This is a genomic window from Hydrogenophaga taeniospiralis CCUG 15921 (genome assembly GCF_001592305.1).
Lineage (GTDB): Bacteria > Pseudomonadota > Gammaproteobacteria > Burkholderiales > Burkholderiaceae_C > Hydrogenophaga > Hydrogenophaga taeniospiralis.
In genome coordinates this window covers 82,849-107,895 of sequence record NZ_BCWR01000015.1, presented here as the reverse complement: position 1 = coordinate 107,895, position 25,047 = coordinate 82,849, and the positions used below count along the sequence as shown (strand labels likewise).

Annotated in this window: 21 protein-coding genes; 15 read left to right on the top strand and 6 right to left on the bottom strand. The window is 66.7% G+C overall.

Annotation, left to right across the window (positions count from 1 at the left end; all coding sequences use genetic code 11):
• Positions 1 to 94: 94 nt before the first annotated feature.
• The 3 genes from trhP (at position 95) to HTA01S_RS17305 (ending at position 2,992) form a co-directional block, all read left to right on the top strand.
• Positions 95 to 1,501 carry a prephenate-dependent tRNA uridine(34) hydroxylase TrhP gene (trhP, locus tag HTA01S_RS17315; RefSeq protein WP_068173988.1) on the top strand — a complete coding sequence of 469 codons (1,407 nt, stop codon included), beginning with the start codon at positions 95 to 97 and terminating at the stop codon, positions 1,499 to 1,501.
• A 121-nt stretch (positions 1,502 to 1,622) separates the two neighbouring features.
• Entirely contained in the window at positions 1,623 to 2,369 is a 747-nt protein-coding gene (locus HTA01S_RS17310; protein ID WP_068173987.1) for an MgtC/SapB family protein, read from the top strand.
• Between the two features lie 53 nt (positions 2,370 to 2,422).
• The gene (locus HTA01S_RS17305; protein WP_068173986.1) at positions 2,423 to 2,992 is read left to right on the top strand and encodes an Lcl domain-containing protein; all 570 of its coding nucleotides are present in this window, start codon (positions 2,423 to 2,425) and stop codon (positions 2,990 to 2,992) included.
• Between the two features lie 245 nt (positions 2,993 to 3,237).
• On the opposite strand, the gene HTA01S_RS17300 is transcribed toward HTA01S_RS17305, so the two are convergent.
• On the bottom strand, positions 3,238 to 6,486 hold the full coding sequence (locus HTA01S_RS17300) for a glycosyl hydrolase family 95 catalytic domain-containing protein (RefSeq protein WP_084236201.1): 3,249 nt from the start codon (positions 6,484 to 6,486) through the stop codon (positions 3,238 to 3,240).
• Between the two features lie 508 nt (positions 6,487 to 6,994).
• On the opposite strand from HTA01S_RS17300, the gene HTA01S_RS17295 reads away from it, so the two are divergent.
• Positions 6,995 to 7,870: a Rossmann-like domain-containing protein gene (locus HTA01S_RS17295; RefSeq protein ID WP_068173985.1), complete on the top strand. Its 876-nt coding sequence runs from the start codon at positions 6,995 to 6,997 to the stop codon at positions 7,868 to 7,870.
• Positions 7,871 to 7,945: 75 nt separating this feature from the next.
• Here HTA01S_RS17295 and HTA01S_RS17290 read toward each other — a convergent pair whose 3' ends face one another.
• From HTA01S_RS17290 to HTA01S_RS17270, 5 genes are all read right to left on the bottom strand, one after another.
• Positions 7,946 to 9,880: a DUF3592 domain-containing protein gene (locus HTA01S_RS17290; RefSeq protein WP_084236200.1), complete on the bottom strand. Its 1,935-nt coding sequence runs from the start codon at positions 9,878 to 9,880 to the stop codon at positions 7,946 to 7,948.
• Between the two features lie 121 nt (positions 9,881 to 10,001).
• Positions 10,002 to 12,590 carry a bifunctional aconitate hydratase 2/2-methylisocitrate dehydratase gene (gene acnB / locus HTA01S_RS17285; RefSeq protein ID WP_068173983.1) on the bottom strand — a complete coding sequence of 863 codons (2,589 nt, stop codon included), beginning with the start codon at positions 12,588 to 12,590 and terminating at the stop codon, positions 10,002 to 10,004.
• A complete protein-coding gene (locus tag HTA01S_RS17280; RefSeq protein ID WP_157572158.1) occupies positions 12,584 to 13,174 on the bottom strand; it encodes a hypothetical protein in 591 nt (196 codons plus the stop codon). The genes acnB and HTA01S_RS17280 overlap by 7 nt, the downstream gene beginning before the upstream one ends.
• Positions 13,175 to 13,188: 14 nt before the next feature.
• Positions 13,189 to 14,193 carry an HpcH/HpaI aldolase/citrate lyase family protein gene (locus HTA01S_RS17275; protein ID WP_068173981.1) on the bottom strand — a complete coding sequence of 335 codons (1,005 nt, stop codon included), beginning with the start codon at positions 14,191 to 14,193 and terminating at the stop codon, positions 13,189 to 13,191.
• Between the two features lie 18 nt (positions 14,194 to 14,211).
• Positions 14,212 to 15,198: a malate dehydrogenase gene (locus HTA01S_RS17270; RefSeq protein WP_068173980.1), complete on the bottom strand. Its 987-nt coding sequence runs from the start codon at positions 15,196 to 15,198 to the stop codon at positions 14,212 to 14,214.
• 301 nt (positions 15,199 to 15,499) lie between these two features.
• On the opposite strand from HTA01S_RS17270, the gene HTA01S_RS17265 reads away from it, so the two are divergent.
• From HTA01S_RS17265 to leuD, 11 genes are all read left to right on the top strand, one after another.
• Positions 15,500 to 16,237, top strand: a complete 738-nt coding sequence (locus tag HTA01S_RS17265) for a GntR family transcriptional regulator (protein WP_068174138.1) — start codon at positions 15,500 to 15,502, stop codon at positions 16,235 to 16,237.
• Between the two features lie 160 nt (positions 16,238 to 16,397).
• Positions 16,398 to 16,829 (top strand): succinate dehydrogenase, cytochrome b556 subunit, encoded by a 432-nt coding sequence (gene sdhC / locus HTA01S_RS17260; RefSeq protein ID WP_068173979.1) that lies wholly within the window; start codon positions 16,398 to 16,400, stop codon positions 16,827 to 16,829.
• Between the two features lie 22 nt (positions 16,830 to 16,851).
• Complete coding sequence (sdhD, locus tag HTA01S_RS17255; protein WP_068173978.1) at positions 16,852 to 17,217, top strand: succinate dehydrogenase, hydrophobic membrane anchor protein; 366 nt, start codon at positions 16,852 to 16,854, stop codon at positions 17,215 to 17,217.
• Between the two features lie 4 nt (positions 17,218 to 17,221).
• Complete coding sequence (gene sdhA, locus HTA01S_RS17250; RefSeq protein WP_068173977.1) at positions 17,222 to 19,027, top strand: succinate dehydrogenase flavoprotein subunit; 1,806 nt, start codon at positions 17,222 to 17,224, stop codon at positions 19,025 to 19,027.
• A 40-nt stretch (positions 19,028 to 19,067) separates the two neighbouring features.
• Positions 19,068 to 19,772 (top strand): succinate dehydrogenase iron-sulfur subunit, encoded by a 705-nt coding sequence (locus tag HTA01S_RS17245; RefSeq protein ID WP_068173976.1) that lies wholly within the window; start codon positions 19,068 to 19,070, stop codon positions 19,770 to 19,772.
• Positions 19,773 to 19,797: 25 nt separating this feature from the next.
• Positions 19,798 to 20,088, top strand: coding sequence for an FAD assembly factor SdhE (locus HTA01S_RS17240; RefSeq protein ID WP_068173975.1), 291 nt, complete (start codon positions 19,798 to 19,800; stop codon positions 20,086 to 20,088).
• A 21-nt stretch (positions 20,089 to 20,109) separates the two neighbouring features.
• Positions 20,110 to 21,420, top strand: a complete 1,311-nt coding sequence (locus HTA01S_RS17235) for a citrate synthase (RefSeq protein WP_068173974.1) — start codon at positions 20,110 to 20,112, stop codon at positions 21,418 to 21,420.
• A gap of 246 nt (positions 21,421 to 21,666) precedes the next feature.
• On the top strand, positions 21,667 to 22,617 hold the full coding sequence (locus tag HTA01S_RS17230) for a LysR substrate-binding domain-containing protein (RefSeq protein WP_068173973.1): 951 nt from the start codon (positions 21,667 to 21,669) through the stop codon (positions 22,615 to 22,617).
• A 26-nt stretch (positions 22,618 to 22,643) separates the two neighbouring features.
• A complete protein-coding gene (gene leuC / locus HTA01S_RS17225) occupies positions 22,644 to 24,065 on the top strand; it encodes a 3-isopropylmalate dehydratase large subunit (RefSeq protein ID WP_068173972.1) in 1,422 nt (473 codons plus the stop codon).
• 35 nt (positions 24,066 to 24,100) lie between these two features.
• The gene (locus HTA01S_RS17220) at positions 24,101 to 24,355 is read left to right on the top strand and encodes a hypothetical protein (protein ID WP_068173971.1); all 255 of its coding nucleotides are present in this window, start codon (positions 24,101 to 24,103) and stop codon (positions 24,353 to 24,355) included.
• A 30-nt stretch (positions 24,356 to 24,385) separates the two neighbouring features.
• Entirely contained in the window at positions 24,386 to 25,039 is a 654-nt protein-coding gene (gene leuD / locus HTA01S_RS17215) for a 3-isopropylmalate dehydratase small subunit (RefSeq protein WP_068173970.1), read from the top strand.
• Positions 25,040 to 25,047 lie beyond the last annotated feature (8 nt).

Genomic DNA, 25,047 nt, shown 5'->3' with positions numbered 1-25,047 from the left:
CGCCCAACACGTAACAAGCTGTCTTGGGCCCTGGCACGGCGCCCGCGCGGCCCGCGCCGCCTGCGCGACTGGCAGGCGCCGGGCCCGCCCCCGATTGCCGGACAATCCGGGGGTGAACCTCAAAGCCCCCGAACTCCTGCTCCCCGCCGGCACGCTGCAACGCATGCGCGCCGCCTACGACTTCGGCGCCGACGCCGTCTACGCCGGCCAGCCGCGCTACAGCCTGCGCGCGCGCAACAACGAGTTCCGCATGGAACAGATCGCCCAGGGCATCGAAGAAGCGCATGCGCGCGGCAAAAAATTCTTCGTCACCAGCAACCTGATTGCGCACAACGACAAGCTGCGCACCTACCTCCGCGATCTGGCGCCGGTGGTGGCCCTCAAGCCCGACGCGCTCATCATGGCCGACGCCGGGCTCATCATGCTGGTGCGCGAGGAGATGGAGAGCGGCCGCTGGCCCGAGGTGCCGATCCACCTCTCGGTGCAGGCCAACACCACCAACAGCGCGGCGGTGAAGTTCTGGCACCGCCAGGGTGTGGCCCGCGTCATCCTCTCGCGCGAACTCAGCCTGGACGAGGTGTCCGCCATCCGCGACGCCTGCCCCGATGTCGAGATCGAAGTCTTCGTGCACGGCGCGCTGTGCATCGCCTACTCGGGCCGCTGCCTGCTCAGCGGCTATTTCAACCGCCGCGACCCCAACCAGGGCACCTGCACCAATGCCTGCCGCTGGGAATACAAGACCCACGGCGCCCACACCGACAGCGACACGGGCGAGGCTGTGCCCGCAGAACGTCTGGACAACGACTTCAACTTCGCCCAGGAAGACGAAGACGCCGCCCGCCAGTTCGCCGCCACCTGCGGCGGCGGCACGCGCCACCCGCTGGCCGACCGCGTGTGGCTGCTCGAAGAGAAAGAGCGTCCCGGCGAGCTCATGCCCATCATGGAAGACGAGCACGGCACCTACATCATGAACAGCAAGGACCTGCGCGCCGTGGAGCACGTGGCCCGGCTGGTGCAGATCGGCGTGGACTCGCTCAAGATCGAGGGCCGCACCAAGAGCCACTACTACGTGGCGCGCACCGCGCAGGTGTACCGCCGCGCCATCGACGACGCGGTCGCCGGCCGGCCGTTCAACCCCGAGCTGCTGCGCGAACTCGAAGGACTGTCCAACCGCGGCTACACCGGCGGCCTGCTGGAGCGCCGGCCCAGCCAGGACTACCAGAACTACCAGAGCGGCAGCTCCGAGAGCCAGCGCAGCCAGTTCGTGGGCGAGGTGCTGCGCGTGCGCGAAGACGGCTGGGCCGAGGTGGAGACCAAGAACCGCTTCGCCGTGGGCGACCGGCTGGAGGTGATCCACCCCGGCGGCAACCGCGTGATCCAGCTGCACACCATGACCTCCCTGGACGGCGAACCGGTGCAGGTGGCCCAGGGCAGCCCGCTGCGCGTCTGGGTGCCCCTGGGCGCGCCGGCCGAGGGCGCGCTGCTGGCCCGGCTGCTGTAGGCCCCCTGCCACCCCGCGCACCGAACAGCGCTCAGCTTTCTCCCGTCCCGGTCGATACAGAGGTTCAAGGCCACGGCGCAGCTCGCGGCGGTGGCCAGCGAATCACGGGAAGGGTTGGATCATGCTTTCGTGGGACTGGATGGCTTCGTTCTGGTCGGCACCCATCGTCGAGGCGAACCTGGTCGTCTTCATGAACCTGCTGGGTGCCCTGTTGCTGGGCCTGGTGGTGGGCTACGAGCGCTCGTACCACGGCCGCGCCGCCGGCATGCGCACCTACGGCATCGTGTGCATGGCCTCGGCCGCGCTGACGGTCTTCGTCGGTTACCCGGGCTTCTGGTACGGCGGCCACGGCGGCATGACCGGCGTAGCCCTGGACCCCACGCGGGTGGTGCAGGGCATCGTCACCGGCGTCGGGTTTCTGGGCGCCGGCGTCATCATGAAAGAGGGCCTGAGCATCAGCGGCCTGACCACGGCGGCCTCCATCTGGGCCTCGTCCGCCATCGGCGTGCTGGTCGGTGTCGGCCTGTATGGCGCGGCCATCCTGCTGACAGCCCTGTCCACCGTGCTGATGGTGTGGGGCTCGCGTCTGGAGTCGCACCTGCCCTCGCGCCACGCCATCGGCATCACCCTGCGCTTTGGCGCCACACGTGCACCAACCGAGGCCGAGCTTGCCGGCTGGCTCGGGGACTGCGGCTACGAACTGGCCCCCGGGTCGATCGCCATCCATGTGGAAAACGCGCTGGCCCAGTGGCACTTCGTGGCGGTGGCCATGGACCGGCGCCGCTGCTGGTCGCTGCCCCAGCTGGCCCAGCAGTTGGGCGCCCGGCCCGAAGTGGAGCTGCTGGGCGTGGCCCGCGCCCGCAACTGAACCCCTCTGGACCCACCTGCGGAGACGCCATGAAAACCCACACACTCCGCCCCATGGATTACCTGCTTCTCGGGGTCTTGTGCGCCGTGTCGCCCACGACCTTTGCCAGCCCCAGCGACGAGGTGCGGCCCCCTGACTGGGACCTGTCGCAGGACGGCAGCCTGATCATCCACCGCAGCGCCCGCGTGGCTTGGCCCCGCTGCGTGGAGGGCATGCAATGGAGCGGCCAGCGCTGCACCGGCAAGGCCCTGTGGCTCAGCCACGCCGAAGCGCTGGCGCGGGTCAAGGCCCGCCAGGAGGCCGAAGGCGTGGCCTGGCGCCTGCCCCACATGAAAGAGCTGCAGCAACTGGCCTACCAGAACGCCCGGCCGACCGCGACGGGACAGACGCTGTTGCCATCGATCGGTCAAGGCTGGAGCTGGACCGCCACGACCACCATCAACATCCGCTCCTTCAACGCCTACGACTACAACAACATCCAGCGTGGCGTGAACGGACAGAACATGAACCAGATCAAATTCCTGCACGGCTGGGCCGTGAACACCGCCACCGCCGAGGCGCAAGGCGACGTGCTCAAGCGCAGCAAGCTGCTGGTGCGGCTGGTGCGGCCTCTGGCGGAGTAGCCTCCCCCCAGCTGAATGCCCCCGCAGCGCTTCGCGCTACCCCCCAAGGGGGCGGCACTGGCCGTCCGGCAGAGCCGGCCCGGCGGTGCCCCCGGTTGAACCACTTCATTCGCCGCGGATGGCACTCCGGTTCCCGCCCGGTGCCTGGCCAGCCCGGCGGTGCCCTGTGGCTGGATCGTTTCATGCGTTGCCGGTCGCGCTCCGGCCCCGCCCGGTGTCTCGGCCCCTCAGGGCCACCGGCTCGATCATGAGGGCGTGACCTGCACGTCCTGTCCGTTGACACGCACCGTGACCGGGTTGCGGTTAGGTGCCCGATCCGCCACGACGGAGTAGCCCGTGACCACGCCGTTGCTCCAGCTGCACGAGACCCGGTAACCGCCGCGTGCACGCAAACCGCTGAACGAGCCTTTCGCCTTCCAGCGATCCGGCAGCGCGGGCAGCAGGACAATTTTTCCCTCGTGGCTTTGCAGCAGCATTTCGCCCACCGCGCCGGTAATGCCGAAGTTGCCGTCCATCTGAAAGGGCGGGTGGTCGCAGAACAGGTTGTCCAGCGTGTTGAACGTCAGCAGGCCACGGACCATCTCGCCGGCGCGCATGCCATCGCCCAGACGGGCGAACAGTGCGGCGCGCCACGGCCAAGTCCACGAACGGCGGCTGTCTCCGACGACGTTGTCGGCCGTGAAGCCCGTGCCCTTGTCGCTGCAGCGCGCCTTCAGCGAGACCATCGCGGCAGCGGCCAGCTGCGGCGTCTTGGCCGGTGTGATCTGCCGCCCGGGGTAGACCGCGAACAGGTGCGAGGTGTGGCGGTGCGTGTCGTTCGGGTCGTCGCGGTCGACCTGCCACTCCTGCAGCTGACCCCACGAGCCGATCTTGTTCGGCGCGAGCCTGGCCTGCAGCGTGCGCACGTCGGTGCCGTCGGCCGCGGTCGGGCTCACCCCGAGTGCCGCCGAAGCGTCGATGTAGTTCTGGAACAGGTCCCAGATGATCTGCTGGTCGTACATCACCCCGTCTTCGCGGGGCACGTGGTTCTGCTCGGGCGAGAACCCCAGCGGCGCGACGAGCAGGCCGTCGCTGCGCACCTTCAGCAGCGACTTCCAGAACTCGACGATCTCCTTGAGGAGCGGGTGCGCGGTGGTCTGCAAGTAGGCCCTGTCCTGCGTGAAGGCGTAGTGTTCCCACACGTGCTGGCAATACCAGGCGCTGGCCACCGTGTTCCACTCCCAGGCGCTGCTGCCGAACGGGCTCTGCATCGTGCGTGCCGTCCAGCCCGGCGTCTGCGCGCCGAACTCGCGCTGCGTGGCCACGCGCATCGGCGCGGCCTGCGCCTTTACGAAGCCGATCAGCGCGAGGTGGCTGTCTCCGAGGTCGGCCGACTCGGCACCCCAGTAGTTCATCTGAACGTTGATGTTGTTGTGGAAATCGCTCGACCAGGCCGGCGAATTGCTGTCGTTCCACAGGCCCTGCAGGTTGGCGGGCAGCCCGTCGGGCCGCGAGCAGCTGATGAGCAGGTAGCGACCGTAGTCGTACATGATCTCCTCCAGGCCCGTGTCGGTGCGGTTGGACGCGTAGGCCTTGCGGCGCAGATCGGTCGGCAGCTGCTTGACGCTGGCCGTCGGATCCGTGCCCCAGCTCACGTCCACACGCGCCATGCGCGGCGCGAAATCGGCCAGGTGACGGGTGAGCACGGTGTCCCAGCCCAGCGCGGCCGCAGCGTTGACGCGGTTGCGTGCAACCTGCACCACCTGGCCCGGGTTCAGGCCGCTGGTCCAGTTGGCCGCGTAGTCGGCCTTGTAGTCGGTGGCCGCATCCAGCAGCACGGTCAGCGTCGTGCAGTTGGCAAAGCGCAGGCTGCCGCCATCCACGGTGAGGGTGCCGTCGGTCAGCACACGCAGCGAGGCTCCGTAGTTCTCGCTGTTCCACATCGTGCCCTGGAACTCGAGGCGACCGGCCTCCGGCGCGACGGTGGTGGCGCCCTGCGCGCTGCTCAGCGTGATGCGCCCGTTCAGGCGGGCGCTGCCGACGGCGGTGTAGCGGAAGGCCATCACGTCGTCCGCGCGCGTTGCGAAGGCCTCGCGCGTGAAGGTCTCGGTGCCGCGGCGGAAGGCCACCGTGTGCAGCCCCTGGTGGGTGTCGAGCCGGCGCTCGTAGTTCGCGATCACCGGGCGGCCGGCGGTCGTGAAGCCGTTGTTGCCGCGCAGTGTCACGTCGGCGATCTGGAAGTGCGAGGCCGCCGGGTCGTGCTGGAACTTGAAGCGGTGGTAGCGGTAGGCGGTCGAGTTCGCGAACGCGAAGTCCAGCTTCTGATTGCGCGCGATGAACACGGCCTGGCGCACGTCGAGGTCGGTCCACTTCACGCCGTCGCCGGAGCCCTGGAGCGTCCAGCCCTTGGGATCGCGCTGCGGCACATCGTTGGCGCTCGTCAGCGAGTAGGCGTTGATGACCACCGCGTCGCGGTGGTCGTACTGCCACAGGATCTCGGCATCGGCGGTGGCGATGCACCACTTGGTGGCCGGGTTGCCGTCGACCGAGGACGAGATCTCCTCGTTGGGCGACCAGTTGCCTTCACCGCCGTGGCCGCTGGGCGAGCTCAAGAAGGGGCCGGAGAGCTCGTTGGTCCCCGCGCCGTCCAGGCGGACCTCAGCGATCTGGAAATACCACTGCGTGGTGTCGTGGCGGAAGTCAAAGCGGTAGTGGCGCCAGGCCCGGGTGTTGCTGAACGAGAAGCTTTTGGTCATGCCTCGCTGCTCGAACGGCGCGGCGAGCGTCACGGTGTGCAGCGCGGTCCACGTCAAGCCGTCGTCGGAGCCCGAGAGCGTCCAGCCCAGCGGGTCGCGCGCGGGCACGTCGTTGGCGCTGGTCAGCGCGTAGGAGGACACGACGGTCGGCTGCAGCAGCTGGATCTGCCACGGGATGACGGCGGCGTTGGTCTGCACGCACCACTTGGTGGCCGTGTTGCCATCGAGCGTGTTGGCGATGCCCTCGCCGGGCTGTCCCGTCGGCCCGGTCGGGCTGGTGCCAAAGTCGACCTGGAACTCGCCAAAGTTCTGGTAGGAGCCCCAGCCGCCGTAGCCGTCGTAGTTCTTCGAACTCGCCCACAGCGTGTTCTCGTTGAACTGCACCCGGTCGACACTGGTGCCGCCGAAGATCATCGCGCCAAGGCGGCCGTTGCCGATCGGCATCGCTTTGATCCATTGATCGGCAGGCCGGGCGAACCACAGTGATCGCGCGGAGGCCTGCGCGAGTGTCATGGCGCTCACCTGGTTGACGGCTTCCGTGGTGATGGCGCCCTCCGCAGCAGGTGCCATCGTCGTAATGGCACTTTTGTCGCTGACACCGCCCCCACCACTGTCCCCGCCACCACCGCAGGCACTCAGCAGTGGCAAGCCGGCCAGGGCGCCGGCCGATCCGAGCAATGCGCGACGGGTCAGGACCACGGCGGGAGTGCCGTCGGCACTGGCAATCGTGGGCGAGTCATTCTTCTTGCTGCGATTCATGATGTCTCCAGTTTGAGGCGAGTTCACGCCGTGTTATTCATATATGAATTAAGAATCCATACATAAATAATTTTCGCATCCGCTGACCACCTTATGTCACCGGGAAATCCCTTGATTTGCCGCCCAATGTGTCGGCGTTTCGCGCACCAAATGGCGCCGGTGGTCGCTCCAGACGGCACTGGGTCTCGGTGCGCTGCCCATTGGCGTGCGCAGTGCAGCGACCGGCCGCAGTTCGCGCGACATGGCCCGTCATCGACCACCAAGGTCTGGCTCAACGGGCATTGCGTTGGCCTTACAACGTCCTGCCAGAGGAAAAAGCCACGTACTTGGCATGCGACGCCTTTGTCGACCAGAGAGCCCAGCTCCTTGACGTTGGGCAACCGCCGCGACTCCGTCGATGGCGCCAGGCTCGGTCGTCGTCCTCCGGCAACGCCGGCCCGGTGCCAGAATCAGCCACCACAAGCCTCCCTGCGGGGTGTGCACCATGCCCCACCGTCATTGAGCCGCCATGAACCCGACACCCTCCATCGCCTCGGCCATCCTCTCGCAGCTCGCGGCCATCGCGCAGCTGCATCCCGCGCCCCGCGTGCGCCGTCTGCACGTGCCCCGCCGGCCCGATACCGCGGGCGTCGCGGGTGAGCACGATGCCGAGTTCTGCGCCATCGAGCTGGAAGACGGCGGATTCGGCCTGTCCTACGTGCTGCTCGGCGACACGCTGGCCGCGCTGCTGCGCGCGCACGGCGGTGGTGATTTACCCTTGAAGGGCGCCGACCCGTTGGTCCTCGCGCAAGGCCTGGCCGGTGGCAGCGCGGTCGAGCGCGCCATCGCGCTGGCCGCCGTCAACGCCCTGACCGACTCGGTCTGGCGCCGGGTGGGCTACGAGCCACCGCCCGCGGGCAATTCGCTCGGCGACGTACAACTGACCGCGCAGGACCACCTGGGCATGATCGGTTTCTTTCCGCCGCTGGTGAAACGCGTGGCCGAGGCCGGCGGGCGGCTCTCGGTGGTGGAGATGAACGCCGAGATGGTCGCGCGCCAGCGCGAGCGTTTCCCGAACGTGCACATCACGCTGGACCGCGCCGACCTCGCCCCCTGCAACGTGGTGGTGGGCACCTCGACCATGTTGCTCAACGACACGCTGGACGCCATGCTCGCCGCGGCGCCCAACGCAAAGCGCTTCGCGGTGATCGGCCCCTCGGCCGGGCTGTGGCCGGACGCCCTGTTCGAGCGGGGCGTGACGCTGCTGGGCGGCACACGGGTGACCGACCCCCAGGCCTTCAGCGACGCCATGGCCGTGGGCGCCTCCTGGAGCGAGGCCACACGCAAGTTCGCCATTGCGCGCGACAGCTGGCCGGGCTGGCGCACGCTGACCGGCCTGGCCTGACCAAACCCTACGGACTCTTTCGGCCGAGCCCGCGTCCAGACGGGGTCATCCACCGCAGCCTGCACCGATACCTTCTTACAGCCAGCCAGGCCCCACGGCGAGCAACAGCAGCCACAAGGCCCAGACCAGCCAGCCGGCGGCAGGCCGCCACGATGCGCCGGATGGCGCGCGCAGGGCGCCGGGGGTGAAACGCCCGGCCCGGTGCTCCCCGGCCGCCTGCAACGCCTGCGCCACCGCCACCGCCGAGGCCTCCCCGGGCAGGCCCGGGGTCAGCCGGACCGAGGGCCCGGCGGCCGCCTCGCGGGCATGCAGCGCATGGAACTCCGTCGTGGTCTGCCCGCTGGTTTGTGTGTAGAGCAGCTTGCGAAACAGGTGGTCGAGCGATGCCAGCGGAAGCACCCGCGTCCGGCGCCACATCCAGGAAGCCAGCTCCCGCTCCAAACCGTCGTCGCGCACCCGCAGGCGCCATTGCCGCGTGCCCGCATGCAAGGCCACCAGCAGCAGGAGCGCCGCCCCCCACCAGGGGCCGGAGCCCAGCGCATCGAGCCAGGAGCCGCGCGGCGCCGACCGCCACCACAGCACCGAAAAAAACCCCATCGGCACCAGCGCCAGCGCGGCCACCCAGCGCCACCCGCGCTGCCGGAAGCGCATCTCCCAGACATCGGGACGCTCGACCACCTGGACCTGCTTCGGCAATGGCAACGGAGCATCGCCGACCGACCAGCCCCCGTGGCGTGGCGGAATCGCCTCCTCACGCCCCCAGGCCGCCCGGCGGTCAAACCGGTCCGGCGTGGCTCTCGGGTGGTGACCCGCAGACCGGGCTGGCGTCTCCTGGACCGGCACGTCGTACGACACCTCGACAGCACCCTCCGCAGTCAGGATCTCCAGCCGCCAGTCGACCCGCTCGCCCGAGCGCCGGCCGCCGTGCGTGGGCGCGTCGGCCGGCAGCTCAAAGCGCGCATGCCACCGCTCGCCGCCAGCCATGTCGGGCATCGCCGCTGCAGCCCGCTCCAGAGCTTCCACCTGCCGCTCCTGGGTGCCGGAGCCCGCGTCGTCCACCCGGTACTGCGCGAGCCGCAACCGCCGACCGCCAGACGGTGGGTTCTGCAGCGCACGGGGCGGCAGCGCCAGTTCCACCTCAAAGGCCTCCCCGGCCTGGGGCACGGCCGGCACGAACCGCACGGTGGCCCCGGCAAAGCGCCAAGCCAGCACCGACTGGCGCCAGGCGAGCGTGAGCAGGCCGATGCCGACCACCACGAAGACCGACACAAAGAGCTTGACCCACCAGGGCGAACCGGTCATCCAGAACAGCGCGGCCATCGGAAACGCGATGCCACACCAGAACAGCGCAAACACCCAGAGCCAGCGCTGGCTGCGGCTGGCCGAGCTCCGGGCGGCTGCGCCGCCGGCCAGTTGCGCCGCCGCATCGGTGGTCCTGGAGCGGCGCAGACGAGCGGCGCCGAAAGCGCTGGTGCCGCGCCCGGACAACGCGCCCCAGAACATCCACAAAGCCCCCAGGCCCACGCCCGTGAACACCAGCGCAAACGGCAGGTGGAAGATGGCCATGGCCCAGCGGATGTGCGGGTCCAGCACCGACCGCGTCGGGTCTGTGGGGTCCACCCAGACCATGACCGTCTGTCCCTGGTTCCGGGCCGAATTCAGCCGCGCATGCCACCGCTGGTGCCAGTCCCCGATGTTGTCCAGACCGGCCGCCGGGTCCAGCCCGACGCGGGTGGATTCGTGGGTGCGGCCACCGGCGGAGTAGCGGTAACGGGCCTGGACCGCATAGGTGGTGCCGTCGCCGTCGTGGTTCGATATGAGCTGGCTCGACAGCACCTCGGCCGGCACCGCCTGCCAGGACCGGACCTCCCAGGCGGCGCTCATCGTGCGGGCCAGCGGCAGCACACCCAAATACAGCCCGCCACCGCCAAACGCCAGGGCAAACACCGCGCTGAACAGCAGGGTTACCAGCCGCGCTGCGATGCCCATGGAAGCCTGTGGTGTCGACATGCGCGCAGCATAGCAAGGCGCCTGCGTCGGCCGGAATGGCGACGCGTCGACGAGCACCAAAACAAAGGCCCGGGGATCGCTCCCCGGGCCTTTGTCATTCAGCCGGCCAGCGGCCCGGTGCTCAGGCAACCGCCTTGGCGGCTTCCGCGTACTCTTCGATCTGGTCGAAGTTCATGTACTTGTAGATCTGGCTGCCGTCCTTGTTGATCACGCCCATGTCGGCCTGGTATTCGGCCACGGTCGGGATGCGGCCCAGCTTGGACGCGATGGCGGCCAGCTCGGCCGAGGCGAGGTACACAAAGGTGTTCTTGCCCAGGCGGTTGGGGAAGTTGCGGGTCGAGGTGGAAACGACCGTGGCGCCTTCGCGCACCTGCGCCTGGTTGCCCATGCACAGCGAGCAGCCGGGCATTTCGGTGCGGGCACCGGCGGCGCCGAACACGCCGTAGTGGCCTTCCTTGGTCAGCTCCGAAGCGTCCATCTTGGTCGGCGGAGCGATCCACAGCTTGACCGGGATGTCGCGCTTGCCTTCGAGCAGCTTGGAGGCGGCACGGAAGTGGCCGATGTTGGTCATGCAGGAGCCGATGAACACCTCGTCGATCTTGGCGCCGGCGACTTCGGAAAGCAGCTTGGCGTCGTCCGGGTCGTTCGGGCAGCACAGCACGGGCTCGGTCAGCTCGTTCAGGTCGATCTCGATCACGGCCGCGTATTCGGCGTCCTTGTCGGCTTCGAGCAGGTTCGGGTTGGCCAGCCAGGCTTCGACCTTCTCGATGCGGCGCTGCAGCGTGCGGGCGTCGGCGTAACCGTCGGCGATCATGTTCTTCATCAGCACGACGTTGCTGGTGAGGTATTCCTTGATTGGAGCGGGGTTGAGTTTCACGGTGCAACCGGCGGCCGAGCGCTCGGCCGAGGCGTCGGACAGCTCAAACGCCTGTTCGACCTTGAGGTCGGGCAGGCCTTCGATTTCCAGGATGCGGCCGGAGAACACGTTCTTCTTGCCGGCCTTGGCCACGGTCAGCAGACCGGCCTTGATGGCGTACAGCGGAATCGCGTGCACCAGATCGCGCAGCGTGATGCCGGGCTGCATCTGGCCTTTGAAGCGCACCAGCACGGACTCGGGCATGTCCAGCGGCATCACGCCGGTGGCGGCGCCAAAGGCCACGAGGCCGGAGCCGGCGGGGAAGGAAATGCCGATCGGGAAACGGGTGTGCGAGTCACCGCCGGTGCCGACGGTGTCGGGCAGCAGCAGGCGGTTGAGCCACGAGTGGATCACGCCGTCGCCCGGGCGCAGGGCGACGCCGCCGCGGCTGCTGATGAACTTGGGCAGTTCGCGGTGCGTCTTCACGTCCACCGGCTTCGGGTAGGCCGCGGTGTGGCAGAAGGACTGCATCACCAGGTCGGCACTGAAACCCAGGCAGGCCAGGTCTTTCAGCTCGTCGCGGGTCATCGGGCCGGTGGTGTCTTGCGAACCCACGGTGGTCATCTTCGGCTCGCAGTAGGTGCCCGGGCGCACGCCCTGGCCTTCCGGCAGACCGACCGCGCGGCCCACCATCTTCTGCGCCAGCGTGAAGCCTGCCTTGGTGGCCACGGGCGTGGTGGGCAGGCGGAACAGCGTGCTGGCAGGCAGGCCCAGGAACTCACGCGCCTTGGCGGTCAGCGAGCGGCCGATGATCAGGTTGATGCGGCCGCCGGCGCGCACTTCGTCAAACAGCACGTCGCTCTTGAGCTGGAACTCGACCACGGTTTCGCCGTTGCGCACGATCTTGCCGTCGTAGGGCATCACGTCAACGACGTCGCCCATTTCCAGCTTGGACACGTCCACTTCGATCGGCAGCGAGCCCGAGTCTTCCTGCGTGTTGAAGAAGATGGGAGCGATCTTGCCGCCCAGGGTGACGCCACCAAAGCGTTTGTTCGGAACGAAGGGGATGTCCTGGCCCGTGGCCCAGATCACGCTGTTGGTGGCGGACTTGCGCGAAGAGCCGGTACCCACCACGTCGCCCACGTAGGCCACGAGGTTGCCCTTTTTCTTCAGATCTTCGATGAACTGCATCGGGCCGCGCTTGCCGTCTTCTTCGGGCTTGAAGGCCGCACCTTCGCGCGTGTTCTTCAGCATCGCCAGGTAGTGCAGCGGGATGTCGGGGCGGCTCCAGGCGTCGGGCGCGGGCGAGAGGTCGTCGGTGTTGGTTTCGCCCGGCACCTTGAACACGGTCACGGTGATGGACTTGGGCACTTCGGGGCGGCTGGTGAACCACTCGGCGTCGGCCCAGGACTGCATGACTTCCTTGGCCTTGGCGTTGCCGGCCTTGGCTTTTTCGGCCACGTCGTTGAAGAAGTCGAACATCAGCAGCGTCTTCTTCAGCCCTTCGGCGGCCACGCCGGCGACTTCGGCGTCATCCAGCAGCTCGATCAGCGGGTGCACGTTGTAGCCGCCCACCATGGTGCCGAGCAGCTCGGTGGCCTTGGCCTTGGACACCAGACCGACCTTCAGGTCGCCATGGGCCACAGCGGCCAGGAACGAGGCCTTGACCTTGGCTGCATCGTCCACACCCGGGGGCACGCGGTGCGTGAGCAGGTCAAGCAGGAAGGCGTCTTCGCCAGCCGGCGGCGCCTTGATGAGCTCGATCAGATCAGCGACCTGCTGCGCGGTCAGCGGCAAGGGCGGGATGCCCAGCGCTGCGCGCTCGGCCACGTGTTCTCGGTAGGCTTTCAACATGTTTCAACTCCAGAGGTCAAAGGTTGGGATTCGGGGTTGCGGTTGCAGCCGGTGGTGGTGGCTGCCGCAGCGGGAGGGGTTGGCAGGGGCTCGAACAAGCTCGGTGCCGGGTTGGTTTTCAGGGCCTCGGCCACCTGGCGCTGGACGTCGCCCATGCATTCGTCGGCCAGACGGCGGCCGAGTTTCTGGCTCATCAACATGGACTTGTTGGCCAGCTGGATCCACACCACGCCCTGCACCGGGTCTTCCAGCCGTATCGCACCGGTGCGGCTCTCGACCGGGTGCATGCGGTAGCGGTCCTTGTTCAGGTGCAGGTGGAAAAAGCCATTGGCCTGCGTGTCGGGCTCCAGCAGGACCGTGCTGCCCAGATCACAGGGAAAGGTGCCGACATGCACCCGGGCGGCCACCCCCAGATCGCGTTCGGTCAGCACCGGATCGACCGGCGCGGGCATGGCCACGGGCGCGGCTTTGCGCAGATTCGCCTTGGGTTTGGACTGGGCCATGCCCGGCCCGCTCGACAACGCCAGAACGGCGCCCAGAACCCATGCGGTACAGGTGGAGGTGGAGGCTTGCGTCCTTGCCATGGTCAGTGTCCCCTTCATGATTGATCAGCCAAAACGTTCATTGTGGCGAAAAAGGGAGTCACCTCTTCGGGCATCGGACGCCCGGTCGCGTGGGCGCGCACCAGCACCTGCCAGAAGAAGCGGTAGCTCGCGCGGTCGTGCAGACGGCCGTCGTGCGGCACCGGCGCCCAGTCGGCCCGCTGCGCGGCCAGCAGGATGGCGGCGGCCTGTTCGATCTCGTCGGCCCGGGGCGCGAACGCTTCGAGCACCGGCCGTATCTGGTCGGGGTGGATGCTCCACATGCGGGTGTAGCCGAGTTCTCGCGCGGCCGTGCGCGCGGCCTGGCCCAGCGCCTGGGTGTCCTTGAACTCGGTAACCACGCAATGCGACGGCACCTTGCCGTTGGCATGGCAGGCGCTGGCGATCTCGAGCTTGGCGCGCAGCACCAGCGGGTGGCTGAACTGCCCGGCCATGCTCATGCCGTCCGCCGGAATCGCGCCGCCATGCGCGGACACGAAGTCCATCAGCCCAAAACTCAGGCTCTGCACGCGCGGGTGAGCCGCGATGTCAAAGGCCCAGTGCACCGCAGCGGGCGACTCGATCAGCACGTGCAACGGCAGCGCGGTCGCGCCGGCGGCGTCCATGGCGGCCACGGCGCGCAGCACATCGGCCACCGACTCGACCTTGGGCACCATCAGGTGCACCAGCTTCGAAGCGGCCTGCCCCGCGATGGTGGCCACGTCGGCGTCGAAGGCCGGGTGGTCCACCGGGTGCACGCGAACGGCCACGCGGGCCTCGGGCGCCGCGCCCAGCGCGAGCGCGGTGACCAGCGCCGCATGATCCGCCTCGCCGCCCACCGGGGCGCCATCTTCGCAGTCGAGCGTGACGTCGAACACGCAGGTGCCGAACTCCTCGGTCATCTCGGCCTGCAGCTGCAGGCTCTTCTTCATCCGAGCTTCCACCCCGCTGTAGTGGTCGCAGACCGGCAGCGCGAACGCGCCGGCCTGGGCCCCCAGAAGAATGTCGCGCGGATGGATCACGCCGTGGTTACCAACGGGTTACAGCAGGTGCTTGACGCCGTCCTGCTCGCCTTGCAGCTCGGCCAGGGTCTTGTTGATGCACTCTTGCGAGAAGGCGTCGATCTCCAGGCCTTCGACCACCGTGTACTCGCCGTTGGCGCAGGTGACGGGGAAGCCGAACATCACGTCCTTGGGGATGCCGTACCAGCCTTGCGACGGGATGCCCATGGTGACCCATTCGCCGTTGGTGCCCAGGGCCCAGTCGCGCATGTGGTCGATGGCGGCGTTGGCGGCCGAGGCGGCGGAAGAGAGGCCGCGCGCTTCAATGATGGCGGCGCCGCGCTTGCCCACGGTGGGCAGGAAAACGTCCTTGTTCCAGGCCTGGTCGTTGATCATGTCCTTGACTGAAGCACCGTCGATGGTGGCGAAGCGGTAGTCGGCGTACATGGTGGGCGAGTGGTTGCCCCACACGGCCAGCTTCTTGATGGAGGACACGGCCTTGCCGGTCTTGGCGGCCAGCTGGCTGGCGGCGCGGTTGTGGTCCAGGCGCAGCATGGCGGTGAAGTTGCCCGGCTTCAGATCGGGGGCGGCCTTCATGGCGATGTAGGCGTTGGTATTGGCCGGGTTGCCGACCACCAGCACCTTGACGTTGCGGCTGGCCACGGCGTTCAGGGCCTTGCCCTGGGCGGTGAAGATGGCGCCGTTGATGCTCAGCAGCTCGGCACGCTCCATGCCGGGGCCGCGCGGACGCGAGCCGACCAGCAGCGCGTAGTCGGTGTCCTTGAAGGCGGTCATCGGGTCGCTGTGGGCTTCCATGCCGGCCAGCAGCGGAAAGGCGCAGTCTTCCAATTCCATCATCACGCCCTTGAGCGCCTTCTGGGCCTTCTCGTCGGGGATTTCCAGCAGTTGCAGGATCACGGGCTGGTCCTTGCCCAGCATTTCGCCCGAGGCGATGCGGAACAGCAGGGCGTAACCGATTTGACCAGCGGCGCCGGTGACGGCAACACGAACGGGCTTCTTGCTCATGGTGAAAACTCCAGAAAGGACGGTGGAAAGGTGAAAGAAATCGGCGGGGAGAACCCCGGGGCGGAGGCCACAAAGACGCGGGCAAACCCGTAAGAGGTGGTTCTGACGCAGCCTGCGAGTGTACCCGTGCAAACCCTGTGAAGTCAATTTGTCTTATGTCTTATATAAGATATGATTGAGCAAACCGGGCGGCACCGCCGGGTCCCGAGACATCATGGCCACCACACCTGCATTCCCGTCCGAACCGTCGCCCGCCGACGGGCCGGACACCACCGCCCCGGCCTTTGGCGACGCGGGCGGCATGGCGCCGGCCGCGCCCGCGTTCAGCCCGCTCTACCAGCAGATCAAGACGCTGATCCTGCGCAGCCTGCAGGCGGGCGAATGGAAACCGGGCGACATGATCCCCAGCGAATTCGATCTGGCCGCGCGCTTTCGCGTGAGCCAGGGCACAGTGCGCAAGGCCATCGACGAACTCGCCACCGACAACCTGCTGGTGCGCCGCCAGGGCAAGGGCACCTTTGTCGCCACCCACGCCGAACAGCACATCCAGTACCGCTTCCTGCGACTGCTGCCCGATGCCGGCAATCTGGCGCAACAGGGCCCGGCCGAGCGCCGCATCATCGAATGCCGCCGCCTGCGGGCCAGCGCCGAGGTCGCGCGCCAGCTCGCGCTGCGCACCGGCGACCCCATCCTTCAAGTCAAGCGCGTACTGGCCTTCGCGGGCAGTCCCGCCATCCTGGAAGACCTGTGGCTGCCCGGTGGTCCGTTCAAGGGCCTGACGGTGGAGACCCTGTCCGACGACAAGGGCCCGATGTACGCCCTGTTTGAGACCCAGTTCGGGGTGCGCATGGTGCGGGCGGTGGAGAAGATCAAGGCGGTGGCGGCCGATGCCGACGCGGCCAGGCTGCTCGACGTACCCGAAGGCCACCCGCTGCTCAGCGTGGAGCGTCTGGCCTACACGTACAACGACGTGCCCATGGAGTTGCGCCGCGGTCTGTACCGCACCGAATCGCGCCACTACCGCAACGAACTGAGTTGAAAGCGGGACCCCATGCCGCCATGAAAGCCAGAGCGATCCTCGCCGCGTCAGCGACCCGTATGCTGCGTTGCAATAGAATTTACGGGCCCGTGGTCCGAGTTACCAACGAGTTACATCCCCCTTCCAATCCCCTGTCCGCCCCCCGGAAGAAAGCCCCACCATGACCGAGTTGACCAAGAAGCGGCCCGAGTTCCGCAACATCAACGCCTTCAAGGACCTGACCACCTACCGCCTGCCCCTGGCCGGCTGGGTCTCGATCCTGCACCGCGCCAGCGGTGGCCTGATGTTTGTGCTGCTGCCGCTGATCGTCTGGCTGTTCGACACCTCGGTGTCGTCCGAAATTTCCTTCGATCGTTTCAGCTCGGCCTTCTCGGCCGGCCTGGGTTTTGTGCCGGGCTGGTTCTTCAAGCTGGTGGTGCTGGCCCTCATCTGGGCCTACCTGCACCACCTGATCGCGGGTGTGCGCCACCTGTACATGGACGTGGCCCACGCGGTTAGCAAAGAGTTCGGCAAATCGTCGGCCATCGTCACCCTGGCCCTGAGCATCGGCCTGACGCTGGTGCTCGGCGCCAAACTGTTCGGCCTGTACTGAGCGCCACCGAGAGGAATACACCATGTCTGTCAATTACGGTTCCAAGCGCGTCGTCACCGGCGCCCACTATGGCCTGCGCGACTGGCTCGCCCAGCGCGTCTCCGCCGCCCTGATGGCGCTGTTCACCCTGATCGTGCTGCTGCAGGTGCTGTTCACCAGCGGCCCCATCGGCTACGAATCCTGGGCCGGCATCTTTGCTGCCCAGTGGATGAAGGCCCTGACCTTCGTCGTTTTCGTGGCCCTGGCCTACCACGCGTGGATCGGCATGCGCGACATCTGGATGGACTACGTCAAGCCCGCCGGCATCCGCCTCGTGCTGCACATCGTCACCATCGTCTGGCTCGTGGCCTGCCTGGGCTGGGCTGTTCAAGTTCTCTGGAGTCTCTGAAGCCATGACCGCAACTGCAAATCTCCCCAAGCGCCAATTTGACGTCGTGATCGTCGGCGCCGGCGGCTCCGGCATGCGTGCCTCGCTGCAACTCGCCCGCGCCGGCCTGAAGGTGGCCGTGCTCTCCAAGGTGTTCCCGACCCGTTCGCACACCGTGGCCGCACAAGGTGGCGTGTCCGCCTCGCTCGGCAACATGAGCGAAGACAACTGGCACTACCACTTCTACGACACCATCAAGGGCTCCGACTGGCTGGGCGACCAGGACGCCATCGAATTCATGTGCCGCGAAGCCCCGAAGGTGGTCTACGAGCTCGAACACTTTGGCATGCCGTTCGACCGCAACCCCGACGGCACCATCTACCAGCGCCCCTTCGGCGGCCACACCGCCAACTACGGTGAAAAGCCGGTGCAGCGCGCCTGCGCCGCGGCCGACCGCACCGGCCACGCCATGCTGCACACGCTGTACCAGCAGAACGTGCAGGCCCGCACCACCTTCTTCGTCGAATGGATGGCGCTGGACCTGATCCGCGACGCCGACGGCGACGTGGTGGGCGTGACCGCACTGGAAATGGAGACCGGCGAAACCTACATCCTCGAAGCCAAGCAGACCCTGCTGGCCACGGGGGGCGCGGGCCGCATCTTTGCCGCCTCCACCAACGCCTTTATCAACACCGGCGACGGCCTGGGCATGGCGGCGCGTGCCGGCATCCCGCTGCAGGACATGGAGTTCTGGCAGTTCCACCCCACCGGCGTGGCCGGCGCGGGCGTGCTGCTGACCGAAGGCTGCCGCGGTGAAGGCGCGATCCTGCTCAACAGCGAAGGCGAGCGTTTCATGGAGCGCTACGCGCCCACCCTGAAGGATCTGGCGCCACGCGACTTCGTCTCGCGCTGCATGGACCAGGAAATCAAGGAAGGCCGTGGCTGTGGTCCCAACAAGGACTATGTGCTGCTCAAGCTCGACCACCTGGGCGCTGAGACCATCCACAAGCGCCTGCCCTCGGTGTACGAGATCGGCGTGAACTTCGCCAACGTGGACATCACGCGCGAGCCGATCCCGGTCGTGCCCACCATCCACTACCAGATGGGCGGCATCCCGACCAACATCAACGGCCAGGTCGTCACCCCCGACGGCAACGGCGCGCAGAAGGTCGTCAACGGCCTGTACGCTGTGGGCGAATGCGCCTGCGTCAGCGTGCACGGCGCCAACCGCCTGGGCACCAACTCGCTGCTCGACCTGCTGGTGTTCGGCCGCGCGGCCGGCAACCACATCGTCGAAACCAACGACAAGAACCAGAACCACAAACCGCTGCCGGCCGACGCCGCCGACAAGACCCTGGCCCGCCTGGCCCGCCTGGACAACTCCACCAGCGGCGAATACGCCCAGGACGTGGCCAACGACATGCGCGCGACCATGCAGATGCATGCCGGCGTGTTCCGCACCCAGGCCATGATGGACGAAGGCGTGACCAAGATCAACGCGCTGCGCGAGCGCGTGGCCAACATCACGCTCAAGGACAAGTCCAAGGTGTTCAACACCGCGCGCATCGAAGCGCTCGAAGTCGACAACCTGATGGAAGTCGCCCAGGCCACCATGACCTCGGCCGCCGCGCGCCACGAGTGCCGCGGCGCCCACACGGTCAACGACTACGAGCGCCCGGCCGACGACGCCCAGTTCCCGCTGGGTCGCAACGACGCCGAGTGGATGAAGCACACCCTGTGGGACAGCGCCACCAACACCCTGTCCTACAAACCCGTCAATTTGAAGCCGCTGACCGTGGAGTCCGTGCCCCCGAAGGTCCGTACCTTCTAAGCCACCCACCCATAGCCCACGAAGCACGGAGAAAAACACCATGGCCCTTCGCACATTCAAGATCTACCGCTACGACCCGGAAAAGGACGCCAAGCCCTACATGCAGACCATCGAGGTCGAACTCGACGGCCACGAGCGCATGCTGCTCGACGCGCTGATGAAGCTCAAGGCGGTGGACCCTTCGATTTCCTTCCGCCGCTCCTGCCGTGAAGGCGTCTGCGGTTCGGACGCGATGAACATCAACGGCAAGAACGGTCTGGCCTGCCTGACCAACATGAACACCCTGCCCGGCGTGATCACCTTGAAGCCGCTGCCCGGCCTGCCGGTGGTGCGCGACCTGATCGTGGACATGACGCTGTTCTTCAAACAGTACAACAGCATCAAGCCCTATCTGATCAACGACACACCGCCACCCCAGACTGAGCGTCTGCAGAGCCCCGAAGAGCGCGAAGAGCTCAACGGCCTGTACGAGTGCATCCTGTGCGCGAGCTGCTCGACCAGCTGCCCCAGCTTCTGGTGGAACCCGGACAAGTTCGTCGGCCCGGCCGGCCTGCTGCAAGCCTACCGCTTCATCGCCGACAGCCGCGACGAAGCCACCAGCGAGCGCCTGGACAACCTGGAAGACCCGTACCGCCTGTTCCGCTGCCACACCATCATGAACTGTGTGGACGTGTGTCCGAAGAACCTGAATCCGACCAAAGCCATCGGCAAGATCAAGGAAATGATGGTGATGCGCTCGATCTGAGCGCACCAGCATCACCCGACCCATCATGGAAGCCAGCACCACCGACGCCCTGCTCGATCCACGCGCCTTGAGCAAGCTGCGCTGGCGCTGCCGCCGTGGACTGCTCGAGAACGATCTGTTCATCGACAGTTTTTTTGCCAGGCACGCCCCTGGCCTGACCGTCAGCCAGGCTCAAGCTCTTGGGGTTTTAATGGAACTGTCCGACAACGATCTGCTCGATCTGTTGCTGGGAAGGAAGCCACCCCAGGGCGAACTGGCCCGTGACGACGTCACGCACGTACTGGGCCTGCTGCGCGCAGCCCGGCAACCCATTTAAGCCCCCTTAAAAGGAACCCGCATGAAACTCGTAGACAACAAAGCCACCCTGTCGTTCTCCAACGGAAGCCCCAGCGTCGAGATGCCGGTCTACGCCGGCAGCATCGGCCCGGACGTGATCGACATCCGCAAGCTGTACGCGCAGACGGGCATGTTCACCTACGACCCCGGCTTCCTGTCCACCGCCTCCTGCCAGTCGGCCATCACCTACATCGATGGCGACAAGGGTGAGCTGCTGTACCGCGGCTACCCCATCGAGCAGCTCGCCACCAACTGCGACTACCTCGACACCTGCTACCTGCTGCTCAATGGCGAGTTGCCCAACGACAAGGAGCGCGGCGACTTCCACAAACTCGTGATCAACCACACCATGGTCAACGAGCAGATGCAGTTCTTCCTGCGTGGCTTCCGCCGTGACGCGCACCCCATGGCCGTGCTCACCGGTCTGGTGGGCGCGCTGTCGGCCTTCTATCACGACAGCACCGACATCAACAACCCCGAGCACCGCCGCATCGCCGCGATCCGCCTGATCGCCAAGATGCCCACGCTGGTGGCCATGGCCTATAAGTACGGCATCGGCCAGCCCTACATGTATCCGCGCAACGACCTGAGCTACTCGGGCAACTTCCTGCGCATGATGTTCGGCACGCCCTGTGAAGAGTACAAGGTCAACCCCGTGCTGGAGAAGGCGCTGGATCGCATCTTCATCCTGCACGCCGACCACGAGCAGAACGCCTCCACCTCCACCGTGCGCCTGTGCGGTTCGTCGGGCACCAACCCGTTCGCCGCCATCGCGGCTGGCGTGGCTTGCCTCTGGGGCCCGGCCCACGGCGGCGCCAACGAAGCCTGCCTGAACATGCTGGAAGACATCCAGCGCCAGGGCGGTGTGTCCAAGGTCGGCGAGTTCATGGAAAAGGTCAAGGACAAGAACTCCGGCGTCAAGCTCATGGGCTTCGGTCACCGCGTGTACAAGAACTACGATCCGCGCGCCAAGCTGATGCAGGAGACCTGCAACGAAGTGCTGGCCGAGCTGGGCCTGGAAAACGATCCGCTGTTCAAGCTCGCCAAGGAACTGGAAAAGATCGCCCTGGAAGACGAATACTTCGTCTCGCGCAAGCTGTACCCGAACGTGGACTTCTACTCTGGCATCGTGCAACGCGCCATCGGCATCCCGGTCAACCTGTTCACCGGCATCTTCGCGCTGGCCCGCACGGTCGGCTGGATCGCCCAACTGAACGAAATGATCAGCGACCCCGAGTACAAGATCGGCCGCCCGCGCCAGCTGTTCACCGGCTCCGAGCGCCGCGACGTCAAGCCGCTGGCTTCGAGGTAAGAGCACCAACCCCGCGCCGCCTGCTGCGTCACCCCTCCAGGGGGCGGCACTGGCGGCCCGGCGGAGCCGGTTCCGCGATGCCCTGCGGGGACTGCCCCTCAGAAGTCCCGAGCCGGCTTCCACCCCCACAAAACCCGCTTTTGGCGGGTTTTATTTTGGCGGGGACACTCATCGTGAAATGCGATGCCTAGAACTCTAACAAGGTGAGAAAATTTGTGACTCATCGTCATTGACGAAGAGTCAGCCATGAACACCCCAGACCGCAGCTTCACCCGCCGCCTCGACCTCACCTCGCTCCAGCTCTTTGTGGCGGTGTGCGAGCGCGGCAGCATCGGCAAGGCGGCCGAGCAGGAATTCATGGCCACCTCGGCCGTGAGCAAGCGCCTATCCGATCTTGAAAGCACCGTGGGCACCACGCTGCTCTACCGCCATGCCCGGGGTGCCAGCCCCACGCCCGCCGGCCAGAGCCTGCTCCACCACGCGCGCTCGGTGTTGTTCAGCCTGGACAAGATGCAGGGCGAGTTGTCCGAATACGCCGACGGTGTGCGTGGCCATGTGCGCATGCATGCCAACATCTCGGCCATCGTCCAGTTCCTGCCCGAGGATCTGGGCAGCTTCACCCGCCTGCACGACCAGGTCAAGATCGACCTGGAAGAACACCTGTCCAGCGAGGTGGTGCGGGCCGTGCAGGAAGGCGCGGCCGATCTGGGCATCTGCCACACGGGGGTGAGCGGCCCCCTGCCCGACCTGCAGACTCGCCCCTACCGGCAGGACCAGCTGGTGCTGATCGTCCCGCAGGCACACCCCCTCGCGGGTGAGAAACAACTGGCCTTCGCCGACAGTCTTGACTGGGATCATGTGGGACTGCACGCCAACAGCTCCATCTACCAGGCCATGCACCAGGCCGCCACCGCCGCCGGCCGCGGCATCCGGCTGCGCATCCGGGTGACCGGGCTGGACGCCATGTGCCGCATGATCCACAACGGTCTGGGCGTCGGTCTGATGCCCCGGCGTGCTTTCGAGCTGATGCACGGCGTGGGCGAGCTCACCTGTGTGGCACTGACCGATGACTGGGCCACCCGGCAGATCGACCTGGTGGCCCGCGATTTTTCGACCTTGCCCGTCACCGCCCGGCTGCTCGTTGCCCACCTGGGCGAGCAGTCCGGGCAACACACCGTTACAGACCCCCACGCATAAAATTCCATCAGCAAAGGACCCCACCCATGGCACGCACGCTCTACGACAAGATCTGGGACGAACACGTCGTCCACACCGAGGAGGATGGCACGTCCGTCCTCTACATCGACCGCCACCTCGTGCACGAAGTGACCAGCCCGCAGGCGTTTGAAGGCCTGCGTCAGGCGGGCCGCAAGGTCTGGCGCGTGAGCTCGATCGTGGCCACCGCCGACCACAACACCCCCACCACCGGCTGGGAGCAGGGCTACGACGGCATCACCGACCCGATCAGCAAAGAACAGATCACCACGCTGAACGACAACATCGCCGAATTCGGCGCGGCGGCCTTCTTCCCCTTCATGTCCCAACGCCAGGGCATCGTGCACGTGATCGGCCCGGAAAACGGCGCCACCCTGCCCGGCATGACGGTGGTCTGCGGCGACAGCCACACCAGCACCCACGGGGCGTTTGGCGCGCTGGCGCACGGTATCGGCACCAGCGAGGTCGAGCACGTCATGGCGACGCAGACCCTGCTGGCCAAGAAGGCCAAGAACATGCTGGTGCGCGTGGACGGGCAACTCGCCAAGGGCGTGACCGCCAAGGACATCGTGCTGGCCATCATCGGCAAGATCGGCACCGCGGGCGGCACCGGCTACACCATCGAATTCGGCGGCAGCGCGATCCGCGCCCTGTCGATGGAAGGCCGCATGACGGTGTGCAACATGGCCATCGAAGGCGGTGCACGCGCTGGTCTGGTGGCGGTGGATGAAAAAACCATCGAATACGTCAAAGGCCGCCCGCTCTCCCCCACCGGGGTGGAATGGGAGCAGGCCGTGGCCTACTGGAAGACACTGCACTCGGACGCCGACGCGGTGTTCGACACCGTGGTGACGCTGGACGCCAGCACGATCGTGCCGCAGGTCACCTGGGGCACCTCGCCCGAGATGGTGCTCGGTGTGGACGCCCGCGTGCCTGATCCCGAGAAGGAAAAAGACCCGAACAAGCGTGGCGCCATTGAGCGTGCACTCACCTACATGGCGTTGGAGCCAGGCAAGGCCCTGAACGACATCTTCGTGGACAAGGTGTTCATCGGCTCTTGCACCAACAGCCGCATCGAAGACATGCGCGAAGCCGCAGCGGTGGTGAAGAAGCTGGGCCAGAAAGTGGCCAAAAACATCAAGCTGGCCATGGTCGTTCCCGGCTCCGGTCTGGTCAAGGAACAGGCCGAGCGCGAAGGCCTGCATGAGGTCTTCAAGGCCGCCGGCTTCGAGTGGCGCGAACCGGGCTGCTCGATGTGCCTGGCCATGAACGCCGACCGCCTGGAACCCGGCGAACGCTGCGCCTCCACCAGCAACCGCAACTTCGAAGGCCGCCAGGGCGCAGGTGGCCGCACCCACCTGGTTTCCCCCGCCATGGCCGCCGCCGCCGCGATCCACGGCCATTTCATTGACGTGCGCACCATCGCCTGATCCTCCGTCCCGAGCCCTCATCAAGGAGTCCTCTCATGTCCTCTACCAAACCCCTGCTCACCCTGATGGCCACCGCAGCCCTGATGTCCCTGGCCGCCTGCAACACCGTGCAAGGCGTCAAACAGGACGCGCACGTGGTCAAAGACAAGGTCGTGGAAGTCAAGGACGCCGTCGTTGACAAAGCCGTCGAGGTCAAGGACAAGACCGTCGAAGGCGGCAAGGCCGCTGGTCAGGCTGTCGGCTCCGGCCTGGAAAAGGCTGGCGACGCCGTCAAGGATGCGACCAACTGAGGCCAGCCCCTCAACACCCCTCACACCATCATGCAGAAATTCACCATTCACCAGGGCCTCGTGGCCCCCATGGACCGCGAGAACGTCGACACCGACGCCATCATCCCCAAGCAGTTCCTCAAGTCGATCCGCAAGACCGGCTTTGGCCCCAACCTGTTCGACGAGTGGCGCTACCTGGACCAGCCGGGCCAGCCCGGTGTGCCCGAGAGCCAGCGCAAGCCCAACCCGGATTTCGTGCTCAACCAGCCGCGCTACAAAGGCGCCTCGGTGCTGCTGACCCGCAAGAATTTCGGCTGCGGCTCCAGCCGCGAACACGCCCCCTGGGCCATCGACCAGTATGGCTTTCGCGCCGTCATTGCACCGAGCTACGCCGACATCTTCTTCAACAACTGTTTCAAGAACGGGCTGCTGCCCATCGTGCTGCCCGAGGCCACGGTGGCCCAGCTGTTCGACGAGGTGTATGCCTTCCCGGGCTACCAGCTGACGATTGACCTGGAGCGCCAGGTGATCATGAAACCGCAGGGTGAAGAAATCCCGTTCGAGGTGCAGGCCTTCCGCAAGTACTGCCTGCTCAACGGTTTGGACGATATCGGCCTGACCTTGCGCCACAAGGACAAGATACAGGCCTTTGAGGCGCAGCGTCTTGCCACGAAACCGTGGCTTGCCCACACCATGGTGTCCTGATCGGACAC